This window comes from Streptomyces sp. NPDC100445 (assembly GCF_044759735.1).
Taxonomy (GTDB): domain Bacteria; phylum Actinomycetota; class Actinomycetes; order Streptomycetales; family Streptomycetaceae; genus Streptomyces.
On the sequence record NZ_JBIVZV010000005.1, the window covers coordinates 48,168 to 69,007 of the forward strand.

General features: G+C 73.9%; 20 protein-coding genes. 13 read left to right on the top strand and 7 right to left on the bottom strand.

The window, feature by feature from the left end:
- Positions 1-3: 3 nt before the first annotated feature.
- A complete protein-coding gene (locus ACIQVT_RS14280) occupies positions 4-366 on the bottom strand; it encodes a DsrE family protein (RefSeq protein ID WP_403751911.1) in 363 nt (120 codons plus the stop codon).
- 314 nt (positions 367-680) lie between these two features.
- Between ACIQVT_RS14280 and ACIQVT_RS14285 the strand changes: the two genes are divergently transcribed.
- The 3 genes from ACIQVT_RS14285 to ACIQVT_RS14295 are packed head-to-tail and all read left to right on the top strand — an operon-like array spanning position 681 to position 2,721.
- Positions 681-1,256 (top strand): FABP family protein, encoded by a 576-nt coding sequence (locus tag ACIQVT_RS14285; RefSeq protein WP_403751913.1) that lies wholly within the window; start codon positions 681-683, stop codon positions 1,254-1,256.
- A 52-nt stretch (positions 1,257-1,308) separates the two neighbouring features.
- Positions 1,309-1,746, top strand: a complete 438-nt coding sequence (locus ACIQVT_RS14290) for a Fur family transcriptional regulator (protein WP_403751915.1) — start codon at positions 1,309-1,311, stop codon at positions 1,744-1,746.
- A gap of 9 nt (positions 1,747-1,755) precedes the next feature.
- Positions 1,756-2,721 carry a YgfZ/GcvT domain-containing protein gene (locus ACIQVT_RS14295; RefSeq protein WP_403751917.1) on the top strand — a complete coding sequence of 322 codons (966 nt, stop codon included), beginning with the start codon at positions 1,756-1,758 and terminating at the stop codon, positions 2,719-2,721.
- 33 nt (positions 2,722-2,754) lie between these two features.
- Here the strand turns inward: ACIQVT_RS14295 and dtd are convergent, their stop codons facing one another.
- Positions 2,755-3,180: a D-aminoacyl-tRNA deacylase gene (gene dtd / locus ACIQVT_RS14300; RefSeq protein ID WP_403751919.1), complete on the bottom strand. Its 426-nt coding sequence runs from the start codon at positions 3,178-3,180 to the stop codon at positions 2,755-2,757.
- Between the two features lie 250 nt (positions 3,181-3,430).
- Here dtd and ACIQVT_RS14305 point away from each other — a divergent pair, with 250 nt between their 5' ends.
- The 5 genes from ACIQVT_RS14305 (at position 3,431) to ACIQVT_RS14325 (ending at position 9,683) form a co-directional block, all read left to right on the top strand.
- Positions 3,431-4,042: an aerial mycelium formation protein gene (locus tag ACIQVT_RS14305; protein ID WP_403751921.1), complete on the top strand. Its 612-nt coding sequence runs from the start codon at positions 3,431-3,433 to the stop codon at positions 4,040-4,042.
- Positions 4,043-4,476: 434 nt separating this feature from the next.
- Complete coding sequence (locus ACIQVT_RS14310) at positions 4,477-5,385, top strand: winged helix-turn-helix domain-containing protein (RefSeq protein WP_403751923.1); 909 nt, start codon at positions 4,477-4,479, stop codon at positions 5,383-5,385.
- A 114-nt stretch (positions 5,386-5,499) separates the two neighbouring features.
- Positions 5,500-6,381, top strand: coding sequence for a winged helix-turn-helix domain-containing protein (locus ACIQVT_RS14315; protein ID WP_403751925.1), 882 nt, complete (start codon positions 5,500-5,502; stop codon positions 6,379-6,381).
- Entirely contained in the window at positions 6,381-7,124 is a 744-nt protein-coding gene (locus tag ACIQVT_RS14320) for an HAD family hydrolase (RefSeq protein WP_403751927.1), read from the top strand. Before ACIQVT_RS14315 ends, ACIQVT_RS14320 begins: the two co-directional genes overlap by 1 nt.
- 318 nt (positions 7,125-7,442) lie before the next feature.
- Complete coding sequence (locus ACIQVT_RS14325; RefSeq protein WP_403751930.1) at positions 7,443-9,683, top strand: phosphotransferase; 2,241 nt, start codon at positions 7,443-7,445, stop codon at positions 9,681-9,683.
- A 55-nt stretch (positions 9,684-9,738) separates the two neighbouring features.
- Here the strand turns inward: ACIQVT_RS14325 and ACIQVT_RS14330 are convergent, their stop codons facing one another.
- Positions 9,739-12,129 carry an ATP-binding cassette domain-containing protein gene (locus tag ACIQVT_RS14330; protein ID WP_403751932.1) on the bottom strand — a complete coding sequence of 797 codons (2,391 nt, stop codon included), beginning with the start codon at positions 12,127-12,129 and terminating at the stop codon, positions 9,739-9,741.
- A gap of 159 nt (positions 12,130-12,288) precedes the next feature.
- Here ACIQVT_RS14330 and ACIQVT_RS14335 point away from each other — a divergent pair, with 159 nt between their 5' ends.
- The 3 genes from ACIQVT_RS14335 to ACIQVT_RS14345 all read left to right on the top strand — a co-directional run bounded on the left by ACIQVT_RS14335 (position 12,289) and on the right by ACIQVT_RS14345 (position 13,958).
- Positions 12,289-12,762, top strand: coding sequence for a helix-turn-helix domain-containing protein (locus ACIQVT_RS14335; protein ID WP_403751934.1), 474 nt, complete (start codon positions 12,289-12,291; stop codon positions 12,760-12,762).
- An 81-nt stretch (positions 12,763-12,843) separates the two neighbouring features.
- Positions 12,844-13,503 carry a hypothetical protein gene (locus tag ACIQVT_RS14340; protein ID WP_403751935.1) on the top strand — a complete coding sequence of 220 codons (660 nt, stop codon included), beginning with the start codon at positions 12,844-12,846 and terminating at the stop codon, positions 13,501-13,503.
- Between the two features lie 107 nt (positions 13,504-13,610).
- The gene (locus ACIQVT_RS14345) at positions 13,611-13,958 is read left to right on the top strand and encodes a DUF2516 family protein (RefSeq protein ID WP_403751937.1); all 348 of its coding nucleotides are present in this window, start codon (positions 13,611-13,613) and stop codon (positions 13,956-13,958) included.
- A 397-nt stretch (positions 13,959-14,355) separates the two neighbouring features.
- On the opposite strand, the gene ACIQVT_RS14350 is transcribed toward ACIQVT_RS14345, so the two are convergent.
- The 3 genes from ACIQVT_RS14350 to ACIQVT_RS14360 form a co-directional block, all read right to left on the bottom strand.
- Positions 14,356-15,657: a PP2C family protein-serine/threonine phosphatase gene (locus ACIQVT_RS14350; protein ID WP_403751939.1), complete on the bottom strand. Its 1,302-nt coding sequence runs from the start codon at positions 15,655-15,657 to the stop codon at positions 14,356-14,358.
- A gap of 251 nt (positions 15,658-15,908) precedes the next feature.
- On the bottom strand, positions 15,909-17,045 hold the full coding sequence (locus ACIQVT_RS14355) for an NlpC/P60 family protein (protein WP_403751941.1): 1,137 nt from the start codon (positions 17,043-17,045) through the stop codon (positions 15,909-15,911).
- 210 nt (positions 17,046-17,255) lie between these two features.
- Positions 17,256-18,098 carry a class I SAM-dependent methyltransferase gene (locus ACIQVT_RS14360; protein WP_403751943.1) on the bottom strand — a complete coding sequence of 281 codons (843 nt, stop codon included), beginning with the start codon at positions 18,096-18,098 and terminating at the stop codon, positions 17,256-17,258.
- A 221-nt stretch (positions 18,099-18,319) separates the two neighbouring features.
- On the opposite strand from ACIQVT_RS14360, the gene mshA reads away from it, so the two are divergent.
- Both mshA and ACIQVT_RS14370 read left to right on the top strand, forming a co-directional pair.
- Positions 18,320-19,657: a D-inositol-3-phosphate glycosyltransferase gene (gene mshA, locus ACIQVT_RS14365; protein ID WP_403751945.1), complete on the top strand. Its 1,338-nt coding sequence runs from the start codon at positions 18,320-18,322 to the stop codon at positions 19,655-19,657.
- On the top strand, positions 19,650-20,150 hold the full coding sequence (locus ACIQVT_RS14370) for a YbjN domain-containing protein (RefSeq protein ID WP_403751947.1): 501 nt from the start codon (positions 19,650-19,652) through the stop codon (positions 20,148-20,150). Before mshA ends, ACIQVT_RS14370 begins: the two co-directional genes overlap by 8 nt.
- A gap of 18 nt (positions 20,151-20,168) precedes the next feature.
- Here the strand turns inward: ACIQVT_RS14370 and ACIQVT_RS14375 are convergent, their stop codons facing one another.
- Positions 20,169-20,741 (bottom strand): hypothetical protein, encoded by a 573-nt coding sequence (locus ACIQVT_RS14375; RefSeq protein ID WP_403751949.1) that lies wholly within the window; start codon positions 20,739-20,741, stop codon positions 20,169-20,171.
- Between the last annotated feature and the right edge of the window lie 99 nt (positions 20,742-20,840).

The window sequence follows — 20,840 nt, forward strand, 5'->3', positions numbered from 1 at the left end:
GGCTCAGTACACGAGGGCCTGGGTGTCGTCGGCCAGCGCCTCCTGCACGAACACCTGCGCGCCCGCGATCCGCACGCCCTCGATGACGTCCTTCTCGCCGATCTCCCGGCGGGCGGCGCACTGCGTGCACAGCGTGAGGCGCCCGGCCGCGAGGACGGAGTCGATCAGGTCCGGCAGCGGCGCCGCGTGCGGCAGCTCGAACTCGGCGGCCCGGCCCGGCAGCGCGAACCAGGACGACTCCCCGGTCAGCCACAGCGAGACCTCGACGCCACTGGCCACGGCCACCGCGGCCACCGTGAACGCCTGCGAGCAGCGCTCGGGGGCGTCCGCCCCGGCCGTCACCTTGATCACGAGCTTCTTCGCCATGCCCGCATCGTAAGCCGACGGCCCGCCACCGACCCCGGTGCCGGGCGCTCGCGAGCCGCGGTCGGACCGGCGCCGCCGCCGTGCGGAGCGAGCCGTTCGGCCGAGCGGACCTCGTCGGGAGGGCGGGGCCCGGGCCGCGTAAGCTGGTCTGCGGCTCTGTCGTCCGTCCACCTTCGCTCAAGGAGCACCCGTGGAGATCTTCTACGAAATCCTGCTCGTCCTGGTCTGCCTCGGCGTGCTCGCCTTCGCCGGCCTGACCGTGAAGAAGCTGTACCAGGGCCAGCGCTGACCCACCCCAAGGAAAGCTGTCGCTCATGATCGAGATCCCGTCCGACCTGCACAAGGACCTCGTCCCGCTCGTTTTCCTGCTCGGCAACTGGGCCGGCGCGGGCGTGCACGACTTCCCCGGCTCGCAGAAGTGCAACTTCGGGCAGGAGGTCGCCTTCACCCATGACGGCCGTGACTTCCTCGAGTACCGCTCCCACACCTGGGTGCTGGACGACGACGGCAACAAGGTCCGCCCCCTGGAGTCCGAGCACGGCTTCTGGCGGATCGACGCGGAGCGCAAGGTCGAGGTGACGATGACCCGCGACGACGGCGTCATCGAGATCTGGTACGGCGAGCTGGCCGACAAGAAGCCCCAGATCGACCTGGTGACGGACGCCGTCGCCCGCACGGCCGCCTCGCAGCCGTACAGCGGCGGCAAGCGGCTGTACGGGTACGTGAAGAGCGACCTGATGTGGGTCGGCGAGAAGCAGACCCCCGAGGTCCCGCTGCGCCCCTACATGTCGGCCCAGCTGAAGAAGGTCGTCACCCCGGAAGAGGTCGAGCGCTGGGCGAAGGCCCTCCCGGACGACCTCCCGGACGACGGCATCGCCTTCTTCAAGTAGGCCGCCGGCCGCCACCCGCGGTCCGGAGGCCGACTGGTCCTAGACTTCCAGTGTGGTGAGCACCGACTGGAAGAGCGACCTCAGGCAGCGCGGCTACCGGCTGACGCCGCAGCGCCAGCTTGTCCTCGAAGCCGTGGACACCCTCGAACACGCGACCCCCGACGACATCCTCGTGGAAGTGAGGAGGACGGCGTCGGGGGTCAACATCTCCACCGTCTACCGCACGCTGGAGCTGCTGGAGGAGCTGGGCCTGGTCAGCCACGCCCACCTCGGGCACGGCGCGCCCACCTACCACCTCGCCGACCGCCACCACCACCTGCACCTGGTGTGCCGGGACTGCGAGAACGTCATCGAGGCGGACGTCGGCGTGGCCGCGGAGTTCACCGACAAGCTGCGCGAGCAGTTCGGGTTCGACACCGACCTGAAGCACTTCGCGATCTTCGGCCGGTGCCAGGACTGCTCCCGGAAGGCCGCGACCCCCTCGTCGTAGGCTTGCGGTATGAAGAGCCCCCTGCTGTCGCTGCCCGGCGCCGTTCCCGCCGAGGGTGTGGACGAAGGCGTCGCCGCCCACTACGGAGACCTGTTCCGCGAGCAGCGCGCCCTCGCCGACGGCACCGGCTTCGTCGACCTCTCGCACCGCGGTGTCGTCACCGTCAGCGGTGCGGACCGGCTGAGCTGGCTGCACCTGCTGCTCACCCAGCACGTCAGCGAACTGCCCGCGGGCGAGGCCACCGAGGCCCTGATCCTCTCCGCGAACGGACACATCGAGCACGCCCTGTACCTGGTGGACGACGGCACGACCGTCTGGGCCCACGTGGAGCCCGGCACCCAGGAGGCGCTCATCGCCTACCTGGAGTCGATGAAGTTCTTCTACCGGGTGGAGGTCGCCGACCGCACCGCCGACACCGCCGTGGTCCACCTGCCCGCCGGCTCGATCACCGAGCCGCCGAAGGAGGCGGTGGTCCGCGAGACGCCGTACGGCCGTGACCTGTTCCTGCCGCGCGCCGGGCTGGAGGAGTTCGCCGCCGCGCACGGGCCGGCCGTCGGCATCCTCGCCCACGAGGCGCTGCGCGTGGAGCACCACCGGCCCCGGCTCGGCTTCGAGACCGACCACCGCACCATCCCGCACGAGCTGGGCTGGATCGACACCGCCGTCCACCTCCAGAAGGGCTGCTACCGCGGGCAGGAGACCGTGGCCCGGGTGCACAACCTGGGCAAGCCGCCCCGGCGGCTGGTCTTCCTGCACCTGGACGGCAGCGAGGTCCACCTGCCGCCGGCGGGCACGGAGATCCGGCTCGCGGACGAGGAGCCCGACGGCCGGAAGATCGGCTTCGTCACCACGTCCGTGCGCCACCACGAGCTGGGTCCGGTGGCGCTGGCCCTGGTCAAGCGGAACGTGCCGGTCGACGCGCGGCTGCTGGCCGGGGACACGGCCGCCGCCCAGGAGGTCGTCGTGGCGCCCTGAGGGCCCCAGGGCCCGCCGCCCGGCCCGGCCCGGTCAGACCTCCAGCAGCACCGTGAACGGGCCGTCGTTCGTCAGCGACACCCGCATCCGCGCGCCGAACCGGCCCGTCGTCACCGTCGCGCCCAGCGCCCGCAGCCGGGCCACCACCTCGTCCACCAGGGGCTCGGCGACCTCGCCCGGGGCCGCCGCGTTCCAGGTGGGCCGGCGGCCCTTGCGGGCGTCGCCGTACAGGGTGAACTGGCTGATCACCAGCAGCGGGGCGCCGGTGTCGCTGCACGACCTCTCGTCGTGCAGCATCCGCAGCGTCCACAGCTTGCGGGCCAGCCGGTCCGCCTTCTCCGGGGTGTCCTCGTGGGTCACCCCGACGAGGACGCACAGCCCCTCGCCCTCGAGGGCGCCCACCGTCTCGCCGTCCACGACGACGCTCGCGCCGTCCACTCTCTGCACCACCGCACGCATGCGGACCATGATGCCGGGTGCCGCGCGCCCGGCGGCGCGGGGCCACCGTCGCGCCGAGGTGGGCCGCGGCCGGTCGAAAGCGGTCGCAGCCGGTCGCAGACGGTCGTGGTGGACCCCGGCGGGCCGCGGCGGGCCCAATTTGTTTCCGTTACCGCCCATCTGGGGCTGTTCGGGGGCACTCGGTCACATAGCGGCGGGTTGGGGTGGCACGATGCTGTCACACGCGGGTCGAGGGGACGGTCACCACCAGATGAGCACACCGAGTACCAGCGGGCGGCTGGGGACACAGAAGGCATTCCGGCCGCCCGCGCAGCGTGCCGACGGCACCACGGGCCCCGAGCCCCGCCCGGGCACGGGCCGCTCCCAGGGGCACGACCTGGTCCGGCTGAGCCTGCCCGAGCTGCGCGCCCTGCTGCGCGACGCCCAGCGCGACGAGGCGGACCTCAGCTATGTGCGGCGGCTGCTGCACGGCCGGATCGACATCCTGCGGGCGGAGTTGGGCCGGCGGGGCCGGACGTCGGTGCCGGCGCCCGTGGACGGCTCGGTGGTCGACCGGCTCCCGGAGATCCTCCAGGACGCCCCGGCCCGGCAGCGCTCCTCGGCCCGGCACGTCACGCTCGGCACCCCGCACAACGAGGAGTACCGGCTGCTGGCCGCCGAGATGCTCGGCGGGGTCGAGCTGTCCGACCTGACGGCCCGGACCGATCCCGAACTGGTGGCCGCCATGGGCCGGCTGGTCCGTTACGAGCAGGAGGTCTCCCGGCGCCGCCAGCTGCTCCAGCGCACGGTCGACGACTGCGGCCGGGAGATCACCCGCCGCTACCGGGCGGGCGAGGCCCAGATCGACGACCTGCTGACCTGACGGCACCCGCCCGCCCGCGGTGGGCGGGGTCCCCGTGCGGCGCGCCCGGGCGGGCGAGAGGGCGCCGTCCGGTGGCCGGCGCCCTGGTGTGCCCGTCCGGGCGGTCGAGCCGCCCGGACCGTCGCTGCGGCTCCCCTCTCCCGGCGACGCCGACTGTTCATCCGTAGCGAGCTGTTCAGTTGTGGCTGTGCGACGCGTGTTCAGTTGTGGCTGTGCGGGATGTTCAGTTGTGGCTGTGCGCTCCGGTGGCCGTTCCCTGTCCGGGCTCCCGGCTCCCCTCCGGGAGGGAACCCGGTCGGCCAACCACGAGGAGGCCTGACCAGGTCGGGCAAGTTGGCTGCCAACTTCACTGTACTTATCTCCGCCGGGAAGCGGCTCATAACCAGCTACGGCGGAACTGCCAGAAGTTGGCGGGAAGTTGTACGGTGCCAGGTGTGGACCCGGAGCACGTCCCCGCCAGTGGGCGGACGAGGCCCCAGCGGCACCGCTCGTCCCACCGCGAGATCGCCGACGAACTGCGGCGCCGGATCAGGACCGGAGTGCTGCGGCCGGGCGAGCGCATGCCCACCCAGGCGAGGCTGGCGGACGAGTTCGGGGTCGAGCGCGGTGCCGTCAGGCAGGCGCTGCGCATCCTCCAGTCGGAGCGGCTGCTCACCGACGTCTCCAAGGGCAGTCCGGCCACCGTGGCGGCGGTCCCGGGGCCCGCGCGTGCCCCGGCCGGCCCGGCGGCGCCGCCGCAGCCCACCATGGTGGCCCTCGCGCCGCGGATCGCCGACGCCTTCGCCGCCCCGCACGTGCGGATCGACGCGCTCTGCCTGACCGCGGTCTCGCTCACGATGGCGATCGGGGAGCCGCTGCGGCAGATCCACGCGGGCCGGCTGGAACCGGCCAAGATCGACCTCCGGCTGCTGCTGCCCGGCCGGAACATCGACCTCGCCTTCCCGACCCCGGTGGACGCCGGGGACGGGGGCCTGCTGCACCGGCGCTGGCTGGCCCAGCGCAACGCCCAGGGCCTGGTGCTGCGGCAGAACCTCGAGGCCCTGCGCACCACCCACGGCATCGACGTGCGGGTCTCCTTCCGGGCACTGCCCTTCACCCCGCCGGTGAAGCTGTATCTGCTCAATGGCTCGCAGGCGCTGTTCGCGTACTACACGCTGGGGCGCCGCGAACAGGAGATCGAGCACGAGCACGTGGAGCTGTACGACGCCGACGGCACCCGGTCGGTGCTGTTCGCCTTCGGGCAGCGCACCGGGCGGCCGGACGCGGCGTTCGTGGAACAGTCCCGGCTGTGGTTCGACGCCCTGTGGGAGACGATCAGCTCCGAGCTGGTCCTCACCCCCTGAGCGACACCAACCTGACCGAGTTGGTAACCAACTTCACCCACTCCCGACCCACTTGGTCGTCCGGCACGAACAACTCGCGCGCAACTCCCCGAAGATGGGTCAGGGTTGTAGCTTTTGGTCGTGACCCAGGAGAACGCGGCAGTCAACGGCGGTGGACGGCGCAGCTCGCGGCAGATCGCCGACACCCTGCGCGACCGCATCCGCTCCGGTGCCCTGCGGGCCGGTGAACGGCTGCCGACCCAGGCCGAGCTGGCCGGGGAGTTCGGTGTGGAGCGGGGCGCGGTGCGCCAGGCCCTGCGGGCACTCCAGGAGGACGGCCTGCTCAGCAACGTCAGCAAGGGCAGCCCGCCCCGGGTCGCCGGGCCGGCGGTCGCCGCGCACGAGGGGCCGCAGCCGACCATGGTGGCCCTCGCCCCCCGGCTCACCGACGCCTTCGCCGCGCCGCACGTGCGCATCGACGCCGTCTGCCTGACCGCGCAGAGCCTCATACCCGCGCTCGGCGAACCGCTGCGGCTCATCCACGACGGTCGGCTGCGGCCCCGGCGGGTCGACGTCCGGGTCCTGCTGCCGTCCCGGGACATCAACCTGGCCTTCCCGGTCTCCGTCGACGCCGGCAGCGACGACGACGCGGTGCACCAGCGCTGGCTCGGGATGCGCAACGCCCAGGGCCAGGTGCTCCAGTACAACCTCCAGGCGCTGCGCGGCACGCACGGCATCGACGTCCAAGTGACTTTCCGGGCACTGCCGTTCACCCCGCCGGTGAAGCTGTACCTGCTCAACGGGTCGGAGGCGCTGTTCGCGTACTACACGGTCACGCGCCGCGCGGAGCCCACCGAGGACGGGACGCTGGAGATGTACGACGCGCTCGGCTCCGAGTCCCTGCTGTTCTCCTTCGAGCGGCGGGCCGGGCAGCGGGACGCGGCGTTCGTGGAACAGTCGCAGAAGTGGTTCGACGCCCTCTGGGAAACCATCAGCACGGACCTGACACTCTCTTAGTGACTTCTGATGCGACTTCTGACGCGACTTTCGTTGCGAGCGAGATCGAGAAGCTACGGGGACTGATCACACCTGCCCGTTTCGTGCTGTGGGACTTCGACGGACCGATCTGCCGGCTGTTCGCCACCCACCGGGCCGAGCGGGTGGCGGCGGACCTGGTGGACTGGCTGGAGCGGCAGGGGCTGCGCGGCCTGCTCACCGACGCCGAGCGCGAGACGCTGGACCCGCAGGTCGTGCTGCGGGCCGTGGGCCGCCGCCGCCCGGGCAGCGACCTCGTCACCGGTCTGGAGGAACGGCTCACCCAGGAGGAGCTGCGGGCCGCCGCCTCCGCGCTGCCCACCGCCTACGCCGACCCGCTCATCCGCACCTGGACGGCCGTCGGCGCCCGCCTGGCCGTCACCACCAACAACTCACCCCGGGCGGCCCGCACCTACCTGGAGTCCCGCGGCACCGCCGGCTGTTTCGCCCCCCACCTGTACGGCCGCACCGAACACCTGCACCACCTCAAACCGGACCCGCACTGTCTGAACCGCGCCCTCAACGCGATGGGCGCGGCGCCCACGACGGCCCTGATGATCGGCGACTCCCTCTCCGACCTGACCGCGGCCCGCCGGGCCGGCGTCCCCTTCCTGGGCTACGCGCGCCGCGCCCAGAAGGCGAAGGCCCTGCGCGCGGCGGGCGCGGACCACGTCGTGCGCTCACTGGAACCCCTGCTGCGGCTGCTGCGTGGCGCCCGCGGCTAGGGGCCTTTCGTTCGGATCGGGCCGGGCCCCGCGAGCCCGGCATGATCCGAACGAGAGGCTCTGGCGTGCCGCCGCGGTGGCTCGCGGTGCGTTACGATGCGGCCACTGCGGGCCACCGCCCGGAACGCGTACGCCACACCCGGCGCGGGTGGAGCGGCCGACCACCCGTCGGACCGCTCGTCCCGGGCGTGCGGGCGTGGCGGCCCCGCCGGGCCCGGTGTTCCGGCCGACGGGTCCCGCGACGCCGTCCCGGTCCCCGGCCCCTCCGACCCGTCCCACCAGAACCGCCTTTTCCGCACGACCTACCCGGAGTGGCCCGTGGGCGCACCGCCCGTTCCCCGTGCCGCCGCCGGGGAGCACGCCGGCAGAGCCCGGACCGACGCCCTCGTCCGTGAGTTCGTGGCCCGCGCCGTCGCGGCCGGCCGCGACGACCACGGCCACCACCGTTACGACCACCGCCGGGACCACGTCGTGCCCCTCGCCGAACCCCTCGCCGGGCTCCTCGGCCGGGCGCCCGGCACTCCGGTGACCGTGCGGGTGACGCGGCCGGACGCGGTGCCCCTGGTGATCCGGACCTGGCGGAGCGAGCCGGAGATCCTGCGCGCCGTGCGCGGGGCGCTGCCGCACGTGCCCGTGTGCCTGGCCGCGGGGCCCGGCTACGCCGTCCACAGCCATGTGGACGGCACCGCGCTCGCCGACACCCACCGTCCCGGGGAAGAGGTCGAGGCCCCCCTGCTGCGGGAGCTGGCGGAGCTCCTCGCCGCGATCGCCCAGGTCCGCGGCGGTGTCCTGCCGCCCCTGCCGACCCACTGGCCGCGCAACCACACCGACTCCCAGGGCTTCCTGCGCACCCTCGCCCACCTGACCGACCAGCAGATCCGGCAGCCCCACCGGCGCCGGTACGGCGGCCTGTTCACCGCCCTCGGTGTGCCCGAGGACGCCCTGTCGCGGTTCGCCGACCGCGTCCCCGCGCTCACCCGGCGGCCGTACGGGCTGGTCCACGGCGACCTGCACCCCGGCAACCTGGTCCGGCCGGCCACCGGCGACCGGCGGCTGACTTGCGTGGACTGGGAACAGGCCAGCTACGGCGACCCGCTGCACGACCTCGCCGTCCACCTGCTGCGCACCGGCCACCCGGAGCACCGGCGGCCCGCCGCCGTCGACGCCTGGGCCGAGGCGGTGCACCGGGTCCGGCCCGCCGCCACGGCCGGCCTCTCCCGTGACCTGCGGCACTACCTCGACTTCGGCTGCGCCCGGGCCCTGTACGCCGACGTGATCCGGGCCGCCCGCTCGCTGGAGGACGCCTTCGACCAGCGGCGCCTGGACGCGGCGACGGCGACCGTCCGGGACGCGCTGCGCGCCGCCGCCGGCCCGCTGCGGCTGGGCCGGGTGCCCGAGCGGCGGGAGATCGAGCGGATCCTGTTCCGGCGGGCGGCGTCCGGAGCCGTGCCCCGGCGCCCCGCACCGGTCCGCGCCCTCGGCTGGACCCCCGACCGGCGCGTCCCCGAACACCCCGACTTCCCCTACCCGGCGGTCGCCGACGCGCTGTTCCTGGAGGGCGCGGCCCCGGCCGACCGGGTCTTCAAGGGGGCCGCGCACCTCACCACGGTGCTCCGGGTGCCCGGGACCGCGTTCCCCGTCGTCGTCCGCCGCGAGGCGACCGTCGTCCTGCGGCGCGAGACCGGTTTCCTCAGCGAGCACGTCGTGCTCCGGGCGATCGAGCGGTCCGGGGCGGCGGTGGCCGCGCCGCGGGTGCTCGCGCTGGGCACCAGCCACGCCACGGACCCCGCCCACCGGTACGGCGGGGACGCCTTCACCGTCCACACCTACGAGGGCGCCCGCGACCTGGGCCGCCGCCCCGAGCACCCGGTGCACGGGCTGTTGCCGCACGAGGCGGACTGCCTGGTCGACCAGCTCGCCGCGCTCACCGGGGTCGACTACGCCCCGACCGACCCGGTGGCCGGCGGCCCCGGTTTCTACGGCTGGCTCAGCGAACAGCTGGTGGCGCTGGTCGCGGGCCTGCCCGGCGAGTCGCAGCGGGCGGCCCGCTTCCTGGGCCTGCCGGACGCGCCCCGGCTGCGCGAGATCCTCGCCCGGCACCGGGTCACCGACCGGGCCTGCGCCCTGCTGCACGGCGACCTCAACCCCTGGAACCTGGTGCGCCGCGAGGACGGCCGGCCGCTGACCCTCATCGACTGGGAGATGGCCCTGGTCGGGGACCCGCTGTACGAGCTGGTGCGGCACATGCACCTGACCCCGACCCGGCCGGAGATCCGGGACCGCATGTTCCGCCGCTGGGACGCCCGGCTGCCCGCGCGGTTCACCGAGGGCTGGCAGCGGGACTGGCGGGTGTACCGGTGGATCGAGATCGTCCGTTCGGCCTACGTCGACCTGGACCGGATGGTCACCGGCACCGGCCTGGACGCCCCCAACGTGCGGCGCGCGGTGGACGCGTACCCCATGACGCTGGCCGCGGCCACCGCCTCCCTGGGCCTGTCGTCCCGGTGGCGCGGCACCCCGCACCCGGCCTGGCCGACCGGGCCCGGCTCCCCCGCGTAGGCTCCCCCGACGTGGTGCACACCCGCCCCCTGCCGTTATGAACGGCGGCCGGCGATCAGGCGCCGACGTACTCCGCCAGGTGCTCCCCGGTGCGGGTCGAGCGGGCCGCCACCAGCTCGGCGGGGGTGCCCTCGAAGACGATCCGGCCGCCGTCGTGCCCCGCGCCCGGACCCAGGTCGATGATCCAGTCGGCGTGTGCCATGACCGCCTGGTGGTGCTCGACGACGATGACCGATCTGCCGGAGTCCACCAGCCGGTCCAGCAGGCCCAGCAACTGCTCCACGTCGGCGGGGTGCAGCCCCGTGGTCGGTTCGTCCAGGACGTAGATCCCGCCCTTCTCCGCCATGTGCGTGGCCAGCTTCAGCCGCTGCCGCTCGCCCCCGGAGAGCGTGGTGAGCGGTTGGCCCAGGGTGAGGTAGCCGAGGCCCACGTCGGCCAGGTCGGCGAGCACCCGGTGGGCGGCCGGGGTCCGTGCCGGGCCCGCGCCGAAGAACTCCTCCGCCTCCGCCACCGTCATCTCCAGCACCTGGCTGATGTCCCGGCCGCCGAGCCGGTACTCCAGCACCGAGGCGTCGAACCGCCTGCCCTCGCACTCCTCACAGGTGACCGCGACACCGGCCATCATCGCCAGGTCGGTGTAGACGACACCGGCACCGCCGCACCCCGGGCAGGCGCCCTCCGAGTTGGCGCTGAACAGCGCCGGCTTCACCCCGTTGGCCTTGGCGAAGGCCTTGCGGACCGGTTCCAGCAGCCCGGTGTACGTCGCCGGGTTGCTGCGGCGCGAACCGCGGATCGGCGCCTGGTCGACCGACACCACCCCGTGCCCGGCCGGCACCGACCCGTGGACCAGCGAACTCTTGCCCGAACCGGCGACCCCGGTGACGACGACCAGCACCCCGAGCGGGATGTCGACGTCCACCCCCCGCAGGTTGTGCCGCGTCGCCCCGCGGATCTCCAGCGCCCCGGACGGCTCGCGCACCGACTCCTTCGGCGCCGCCCGGTCGTCCAGGTGCCGGCCGGTGAGCGTGCCGCTCGCCCGCAGCCCCGCCACGGTGCCCTCGAAACAGACGGTGCCGCCCGCCGTACCGGCGCCCGGGCCGAGGTCCACCACGTGGTCGGCGATCGCGATGACCTCCGGCTTGTGCTCCACCACCAGCACGGTGTTGCCCTTGTCGCGCAGCCGCAGCAGCAGGTCGTTCATCCGCCGGACGTCGTGCGGGTGCAGACCGGCCGTCGGCTCGTCGAAGACGTACGTGACGTCGGTGAGCGAGGAACCGAGGTGGCGGATCATCCGGGTGCGCTGCGCCTCGCCGCCCGAGAGGGTGCCCGCGGGCCGGTCCAGCGACAGGTAGCCGAGTCCGATCTCCACGAACGAGTCCAGGGTCTCGCCCAGCGAGCGCAGCAGCGGCGCCACCGAAGGCTCGGCCAGCCCCCGCACCCACTCGGCCAGGTCGCTGATCTGCATGGCGCAGGCGTCGGCGATGCTGATCCCGTCGATCTTCGAGGAGCGGGCCGCCTCACCGAGCCGGGTGCCGTCGCAGTCCGGGCACGTGGTGAAGGTGACCGCCCGGTCCACGAACTCCCTGATGTGCGGCTGCATCGCCTCCCGGTCCTTGGCGAGCATCGACTTCCGGATCCGCGGGACGAGCCCCTCGTACGTCATGTTGATGCCCGCGATCTTCATCCGGGTCGGCTCGCGGTACAGGAAGTCGTGCAGCTGCCGTTCGGTGAACGTGCGGACCGGCTTGTCGGCGGGGTAGAGCCCGGACTCGGCGTAGAGACGGTGGTTCCAGCCGCCGGACTTGTAACCGGGCACGGTGAGCGCGCCCTCGCCGAGCGACCTGTCCGCGTCGTACAGCTGGGTCAGGTCGATGTCGGTCACCGAGCCGCGGCCCTCGCAGCGCGGGCACATGCCGCCGGTGACGCTGAACTCGCGCCGCTCCTTCACCGTCCGCCCGCCGCGCTCCACGGTGACCGCGCCGGCCCCGCTGATGGAGGCGACGTTGAAGGAGAACGCCTTGGGCGAGCCGATGTGCGGTGTGCCGAGCCGGCTGAACAGGATGCGCAGCATCGCGTGCGCGTCGGTGGCGGTGCCGACGGTGGAGCGCGGGTCGGCCCCCATGCGCTGCTGGTCGACGATGATCGCGGTGGTCAGCCCCTCGAGGAGGTCCACGTCCGGCCGCGCCGGGGTCGGCATGAAGCCCTGCACGAAGGCGCTGTACGTCTCGTTGATCAGCCGCCGCGACTCCGCGGCGATGGTGTCGAAGACCAGCGAGCTCTTGCCCGATCCGGACACGCCGGTGAACACCGTCAGCCGGCGCTTGGGGATGACGACGTCGACGTCCTTGAGGTTGTTCTCGCGCGCACCGTGCACGCGGATCAGTTCATGGCTGTCGGCGACGTGCGGGGCACCCGCCCGCGCGTCCGTCCTCGTGTCCGTGCTCATCGTCTCTCCGTCCGTCGGGCCGCCCCGACACGCTAGCGGCGCCCGCCCGTCCACCGCTTCTCGATTCCTGACCGATGGGAGCGGTGTCCGCGACACGCCGGGAACACTTTTGCAAGCAGGTGCTTGCAATTGTTAGCGGGGGTGGGGCAAGGTGGAGGCATGGCATCGCTGAACGTCGGCAACCTCGGTGAGTACCTGCGCGAACAGCGGCGGAACGCCCAGCTGTCGCTGCGGCAGCTCGCCGACGCCGCCGGCGTGTCCAACCCGTACCTGAGCCAGATCGAGCGCGGTCTGCGCAAGCCCAGCGCGGAGGTGCTCCAGCAGGTCGCCAAGGCCCTGCGCATCTCCGCCGAGACGCTCTACGTCCGCGCCGGCATCCTCGACGCCGAGCGGGACGGGGAGGAACGCCTGCGGGAAGGTGCGACCCGCGCCGTGATCCTCGCCGACCCCTCGCTCGACGAGCGGCAGAAGCAGGTGCTGCTCCAGATCTACGAATCCTTCCGCAAGGAGAACGGATTCGGGGGCAGCCGTCCCGCCGAGGACGAGGCGGCCGGCTCGGACACCTACGTGGCAGACGCCGGCGATGCCGCCGGAAGTGAAACGGACACCGGTCCACGGCGGACGGCCGGGTAAGCCGGACCAGGGCACCGGACGCCCGCCGCGGACCACACCAACCCAGTCGAACGCGAATCCGATCCGGGAGGAACCCTCACCATGGCCATCACCGACGACCTGCGCAAGACCCTCAGCGACCCGACTCCGCTCTACTTCGCCGCCGGCACCGCCGACCTGGCGCTCCAGCAGGCCAAGAAGGTGCCGGCCCTGGTCGAGCAGCTCCGCTCGGAGGCCCCGGCCCGCATCGACGCCGTGCGCAACACCGACCCGAAGGCCGTGCAGGAGAAGGCCGCCGCCCGCGCCAAGGAGGCGCAGGAGACCCTCCAGACCCGGGTCACCGGCTTCATCGGCTCCCTCGACGTGAAGAAGATCGGCGAGAGCGCCCAGGACCTCGCGCTGCGCGGGGTCGGCGTCGCGGCCGAGTACGCGGTCAAGGCCCGTGAGACGTACGAGAAGGTCGCCGAGCACGGCGAGCAGGCCGTACGTACCTGGCGCGGCGGGGCCGCCGAGGAGATCGAGGAACTGGCGATCGCCGTCGAGGGCAAGGCCGAGCCGGGCGAGGTCCGGCTCGACGAGACCCGGCCGGCCGCCCAGCCCGTCGTCACGCCCGCGCCGGTGGCCACGCCGCCGGCCGAGCCGGTGACCGCCCCGGCACCGGCCGGGACGACCGCCGTGTCCGGCGAGGACAAGCCGGCGGCGCGGAAGACCCCGGCCGCCCGCAAGACCACCACGAAGAAGGCGACCCCGCCGGCCCAGTGACCGGGACCGGCGTGGCACGTGCGGGCCGGGCACCTTCGGGGTGTCCGGCCCGTTCTCTGGGTACGGTGGCGGCGTAGCGGGATCGGAAGACAACGGGCGGTGGACGCATGCTGATGCTGGGCTTCGCGGGATTCATGGGCATCCTGAAGATCGTTCTGATGGCCCTGGCCGCGTTCGGGCTGTTCGACGCGGCGTTCCGGCGCGAGGACGCCTTCCGCGCGGCCGACAAGCAGAACAAGGTCTTCTGGCTGATCATCCTGGGCATCGCCCTGGTGGTGGCCTACCTCTTCTCGATCCTGTCCATCCTGCCGATCGCCGGCGCCGTCGCCGCGATCGTGTACCTGGTGGACGTGCGCCCCGCGCTCCAGCAGGTCGGCGGCGGACGCCGCTGGGGCCGCCGGGGCGGCGGCAGCAGCAGCGACGGCCCGTACGGCCCGTACAACGGCGGCCGCTGACCCGATCCCCACGGGCCCGAGCGAACAGCCGGGTCCCACCCGTGCGGCGCCGGTGCGGGGCCCCTCGCATCGGTGTCCAGCACCGACGAGCGCCCGCACGGCCGCAGGCGACGGGAGCACATCGCGCGTCCCGGCCCGCGGAGGGCGCGGGGGTCACCCCCCGGTGGCGCCGGTGGGGTTCGAGTGGCGATCGCGGCGGCGCGGCCGGTGCGGCCCTTCGTCGGCAGTGGTCGCTCCCACAGCGGAGGCGCCGGGAGCATGACGCGCCCAGGCCGTGCGGGGGCGCCGGGGCCTCCCGTACGGCCCCGGTGACGTACCGGCGCCGGCGGGGCGCCTCGCGGCAGGCGCCGGCGCCGCGGAGTGCGGCGTGCCGTGGCTGTGCGTCGCGGGCCGGGGGTCAGGTGATGCGGTCCAGGAGGACCACCGCGACGTCGTCGGTCAGCTCGCCGCCGTTGAGGTCGCGGACCTCGCTGACCGCGGCGCGCAGCAGTTCCTCGCCCCGCAGCCCCTCGGAGAGCTGGCGGCGGATCATCTCCACCATGCCGTCCTGGCCGAGACGCTCCCCGCCCACGCCGACCCGGCCCTCGATCAGCCCGTCGGTGTAGAGCATCAGGCTCCACTCGGCGCCCAGTTCCACCTGCATGCGCGGCCAGCGGGCGCCGGGGAGCAGGCCGAGGGCGGGGCCGTTGTTCTCGTACGGCAGCAGCCGGGCGGGCCGGCCGGGGCGGGCGATGAGCGGCGCCGGGTGGCCGGCCAGGCACAGGCCCGCGCGGCGCCCGTCGGGGGCGATGTCCACCGTGCACAGCGTCGCGAAGATCTCCTCGTCGGCGCGTTCGTGCTCCAGGACCTGCTGGAGCGTGCTCAGCAGCTCGTCCCCGCACAGCCCGGCCAGGGTCAGCGCCCGCCAGGCGATGCGCAGCTCCACGCCGAGCGCCGCCTCGTCGGGGCCGTGCCCGCAGACGTCGCCGATCATGGCGTGGACGGTGCCGTCGGGGGTGCGGACGGCGTCGTAGAAGTCGCCGCCGAGCAGGGCCCGGGAGCGGCCGGGGCGGTAGCGGGCGGCGAAGCGCAGCGCGGAGCCGTCGAGCAGTGGGGTCGGCAGCAGGCCGCGTTCGAGGCGGCGGTTCTCCTGGGCGCGCAGTTTGCCCTCGGCGAGCCGCCGCTCGGCGGTGTCGGACCGCTTGCGCTCGACCGCGTAGCGGATGGCGCGGCTGAGCAGCCGGCCGTCCAGCTCGTCGCGGAACAGGTAGTCCTGGGCGCCGACGCGCACGGCCTCGGCGCCGCGCTCGGCGTCGCCGGAGGCGGTCAGCGCGAGGACGGCGTGCCGGGGGGCGAGCTGGAGCACGTGGCGGAGCACGGCCAGCTCGTCGTCGGTGTCGCTGCCGCCCGGCGCCGGGAGCGCGAGGTCCAGCAGGATGCAGTGGACGTCGTCGGTGAGCAGCCGTCCGGCCTCGGTGAGGTTGCGGGCGGTGCGGACGCGCATCGGCTTGCCCGCCGGGTCCAGCAGGTCGGGCACGACGGGCAGACCGGCCGGATCGTCCTCGATCAGCAGCAGGGTGAGAGTGGCGCCGGTGCTGTGCACGGGCGTGGCGTCGCGGTGGGCCTCTTCCTTGAGGGGGCCGCCGGCTGCGCTGGCGGCCGGCGCCTGACCACTCTCCACGGCCGGGATCGCTCTCTGCCGCGGTACGGGTACGGGCATCGTCCTGGGTTCCTTCCCTCCCCCCGAGGGCACGGCGGCGTCGAGGGTCTCGACCCACCGACGGGTGACCCTAGCGGCTGCGACCGCCCCGGCGGAATGGTGTGAGCCGCGTCGCTCCGGGGCCCGCCGCTGTCATATGCCGCGTTCCGTACCGCAGTTGGACACGGTTCCGGTGTCCGGGGGATGACGAAGCTCACGTCCTGTGCCGGTTTGGGCGGCTGTTGGGGGTGCGGTGGGTCACATGACGTACGTCACCGGGGAGATGAGCCGCCGCCGGGTCCCGTCGCGCGTCCGGCGGGCGGTGCCGGGACGTGTGTCGCGTCCGGCCGTACGACCCCGAGGATCGGCATCGAGCCGGCGCCCGCGACCGTCACGTCACGCCCGGGGCGCGGGGCGTGGATGATCTTGCCGTTGCCGATGTACATCGCGACGTGGCTGGCGTCGTCGAAGTAGATGACGAGGTCGCCGGGGCGCATGTCCTCGACGGCGACGTGCGGGAGCTGTCTCCACTGCTCCTGCGAGGTGCGGGGGACGGGGTGCCCGGCCGCCGCCCAGGCCTGCGAGGTCAGGCCCGAGCAGTCGAAGGAGTCCGGCCCCTCGGCGCCCCACACGTACGGCTTGCCGAGCTGGGCGGTGGCGTACCGCACGGCCTTCTCGCCCCGGACGGAGGTCGTGCCGTCGGTGCCGTCGAGGACGCCGGTGCCGAGCCAGGCCGTCTGCGCCTTCGCGGCGGCCTCCCGCTCCAGCTGGGCGAGGCGCTCCTTCTCCTTCTTCTCCAGCCGCGACTCGAGCTTCTCGGCCGTGTCGATCTGCCTGCGGATCTCGCGCCGGGCGGCGGCCCGGGCCTTGCGGTCGGCCTCCAGCTCCTTCCAGCGGGCGGCGGCGTCGTCGGCGTAGTCCTTCAGGTCCCGCTGGGCGCGGGACACGTCGGTGATCAGTCCCGACGCCGCCCGCTGGCCCTGGAGGACCCGGCCGGCGTCGTCGAGGAAGCGGCCCGGGTCGTCGCCGAGCAGGAACCGCGCCGTGGGCGACAGGCCGCCGGTGCGGTACTGGTCCCGGGCCGCCGCGCCGGCCCGGTCGGTCAGCTCCGCCAGCCGCTGCCGCTGCTGGGTGATCCGCTTCGTCAGGGCGGTTATCTCGGCGGACTGCTTGCGCGCCTTCTCCTCGGCCCCGTTGTAGGCGTCGGTGGCGACGGCCGCGTCGTGGTACAGCCGGTCGAGCCGCGCGCGGACCGCTTCCAGGTCCTTGTCGGGCGCGGGGGTCGCCGCCGGCGCGGGGGCCGGGGGCGGGGCGGGGGCCGCGAACGCCGTGCCGGGTGCCGCCAGAACGGTCACCGCGCAGATCACGGTCAGTGCGGCAGTGAGCAGGCCGCGCTCGCCCGTACGCATACCTCTTCCCCCCAGCTGATTTACCGTCAGTAACTTACGGTCGCCCGAGGGATGTTGCCACGGCCGGGCGCAGAACGACAGAGGTCGTCCGAAACCGGGTGCCCCCGGTCCCGGCGCGCCCCGTGGCGTGCCCCGCGCCACCGTCCGTACGGCGGTCCCTCCGCGATGTGACGTACGGCGCCGGGAGATCGTTCCCTTGCCGTCCGGTGGTCAGCGGACCGGTGCCAACGCCGTCCAGGACACGGTGACTTCGCCCTGCCGCCAGCGAGTCGGCGAGTCGGTGACGGGCCAGTCGGCCGTCAGGTCCCCCACCGCGCGCAGCCAGCGCTGGCGGGCGCCGTAGGAGGCGTAGGGCGCGGCGGCGGCCCAGGCGCGGTCGAAGTCGCGCAGGAAGGCGTGGACCGGCTCACCGGGGACGTTGCGGTGGATGAGTGCCTTCGGCAGGCGTTCGGCGAGGTCGGAGGGGCGGTCCAGGGAGCCGAGCCGGGTGGCGAAGGTGACGGTGCGCGGGCCCTCGGGGCCGAGCGCCACCCATACGTGCCGCCGGCCGATCTCGTCGCAGGTCCCCTCGACCAGCAGCCCGCCGCGCGAGCCGCCGCCCGCCGGGGCGAGCCGGGCGCACAGCCGCGCCCACACGGCGGCGACCTCGCCCTCGTCGTACTGGCGCAGCACGTTGGCGGCGCGGATCAGCACCGGGCGTCCGGGTACGGGGATCTCGAAGCCGCCGTGCCGGAAGACCAGCCCGTCCCGCTCGTACGGCCGGGCCGCCGCCACCCGCTCGGGTTCGATCTCGACGCCGACCACGCGGGCGCGGGGGGCGACGGCGCGCAGCCGGCCGAGCAGTTCGACGGCGGTCCAGGGTGCCGCGCCGTAGCCGAGGTCGACGGCCACGGGGTCCTCGGCACGCCGCAGCTCACCGCCGTGCACGGCCGCGATCCAGCGGTCCATGCGGCGCAGCCGGTTGGGGTTGGTCGTCCCGCGCGTCACCGTCCCCACGACGGGTCTCCCCCCGCCCTGGCGGGAGCGGGGGAGGGGCGTGGAGCGGGCTGTCATGTGTATGAGGGTAAGTCGGGGGCGGCGGCCGGGTCCGCGCGCGGGGTGGCGCGCGGTCTCCCGCCCGTGTCCCCGGGGCTGGCAGCGGTCGGGCAGGTCCGGGTAACGATTCGGCAAAGTCGCTTGATCGGGAAATGGCCGGGCATCCGGACGCTGTTGCACTCCCTGGAGGGAGACGGCGCCCCTCCGGCAGGCATGCCCGCAGCGAGGAGGAACGCCACGTGAGCCAGTACGTCAGCAGGCTCGGGCGGCGCTCCCCGGCGGCCGCCGCACGGCTCCGGCTGCACCGGCGTCCCCGCCGGGTCGCCATGCTCTCGGTGCACACCTCCCCGCTCCACCAGCCCGGCACCGGCGACGCCGGTGGCATGAACGTCTACATCGTGGAGCTGGCCCAGCGACTCGCCGCGATCAACATCGAGGTCGAGATCTTCACCCGGGCCACGGCCGGCGGCCTGCCCCCCGTCGTGGAGCTGGCCCCCGGTGTCCTGGTCCGGCACGTCGACGCCGGACCCTACGAGGGCCTCGCCAAGGAGGAGCTGCCGGCCCAGCTCTGCGCCTTCACCCACGGGGTGATGCAGGCGTGGGCCGGTCACCGCCCCGGCCACTACGACCTCGTCCACTCCCACTACTGGCTCTCCGGCCACGTCGGCTGGCTCGCCGCCCAGCGCTGGGGCGTCCCGCTGGTGCACGCCATGCACACCATGGCCAAGGTCAAGAACGCCAGCCTGGCCGCCGGCGACACCCCCGAGCCGGCCGCCCGGGTCATCGGCGAGACCCAGATCGTGGCCGCCGCCGACCGGCTCATCGCCAACACCGCGGAGGAGGCCGGCGAGCTGCTGCGGCACTACGCGGCCGAACCGGCCAAGGTCGCCGTGGTCCATCCCGGCGTCAATCTGGAGCGGTTCCGCGCCGCCGACGGCCGGGCCGCCGCCCGCGACCGCCTCGGCCTGCCCCAGGAGGCGCTGATCCCGCTCTTCGCCGGCCGCATACAGCCCCTGAAGGCGCCGGACATCCTGCTGCGCGCCGTGGCCGTGCTGCTGGAGGAGCGTCCCGAGCTGCGCTCGCGCATCCTCGTCCCGATCGTCGGCGGCCCGAGCGGCAGCGGGCTCGCCAGGCCGGAGGGGCTGCACAAGCTGGCCGCCCGGCTGGGCATCGCGGACGTCGTGCGGTTCCGGCCGCCGGTGGGCCAGGAGCAGCTCGCGGACTGGTTCCGGGCCGCGTCCGTCCTCGTCATGCCGTCCTACAGCGAGTCCTTCGGCCTGGTCGCCATCGAGGCGCAGGCGGCCGGGACGCCGGTGATCGCGGCCTCGGTGGGCGGCCTGCCGGTGGCCGTGCGCGACGGCGAGACCGGCTTCCTCGTCCGGGGCCACGATCCGGCCGACTACGCGCGCGTGCTGCGCCGGTTCGCCGACGATCCGGACCTGTCCCCGCGGCTGGGCCGGGCCGCCGCCCGGCACGCCCAGTCCTTCGGCTGGGACACGGCGGCCGCCGCCACCGCCGACGTCTACACGGCCGCGACCCAGTCCCACCGCCGTCGCGTACGCTCGCACCATGGGTGATGTCGAGAAGGCCGGGAAGGTTCTGGAAGCCGTCTTCACGGACGCCGGACTGGAATGGGAGAACCCCGGACCGGGGAACTACGTCGTCACACTCCCCGGCAGCCACAAGCTGTCCACGACGGTCGCCTTCCTCGTCGGCCGCCACTCCCTCTCCCTGAACGCCTTCGTCATCCGGCACCCCGACGAGAACGAACCGGCCGTCCACCGCTGGCTGCTGGAGCGCAACCTCCGCCTGTACGGCGTGGGTTACGCGGTGGACCGCCTCGGCGACATCTACGTCGCCGCGCGCCTGCCGCTCGCCTCCGTCACCCCCGACGAGATCGACCGGCTCCTCGGCCAGACGCTGGAGGCCGCCGACGGCGCCTTCAACACCCTCCTGGAACTTGGTTTCGCCTCCTCCATCCGCAAGGAGTACGCCTGGCGGGTGTCCCGGGGCGAGTCCACGCGCAACCTGGACGCGTTCAAGAACCTGATCGAGCACCCGACGGACTGACCGGGCCCGCCCGAAGGCTCAGGACGGGTCCGGCCGGGGGTGTCCGTTCCCGGCGCTGCGGTCGAGTTCGTCGGCGAAGCTCCGCAGGGCGTCGGCCAGTTCCTTCTTGGTCGGCAACCGGTCGACCTTCTTGTCCAGTTCCGTGATGCGCCGGTTCAGCTCGTCGAGGCCGGCGCTGCCGGTGGGTTCGCCCGACGACGCGGGGCCGCTCGGAGTCGGGGCGGTACCGCCGTCGGCGCCCGCGTCGACTCCCACGCTGCCACCGCCGTCCACGGAGCCCCCACCGGAGACGTCCCCTCCCGAGGTGTCCCCTCCCGAGGTTTCCCCGCCGGTCACGCCACCTCCGGACGTGCCGCTTCCGGACGCGTCCCCGCCGGACGTGCCTCCGCTGTCCGTGTCCGGCGGAACGGTGCTGGTGACGCCCTGTCCCGAGCGGGCACCGTGGTCCGAGGGTGCCGCGAGCGCCACCCCGACGCCGAGGGCGGCCAGGGCCGCGGCGCCCGCGGCGGCGATGGACAACCGTCTGAGCGGCAGCGAGCGGGACGAGTCGTGCGAAGTGCGGGGCTCCGGTGCTTCCTGTGTGTCATCCATGGCCGGACATTAACCAGCCGTGATCTGCGGACGGGCGGCTTCCGTCCACTTCGCGCGGTGCCCCGTCCGACCCCTTCCCTCGGCTGTGTGCCGGTGGCA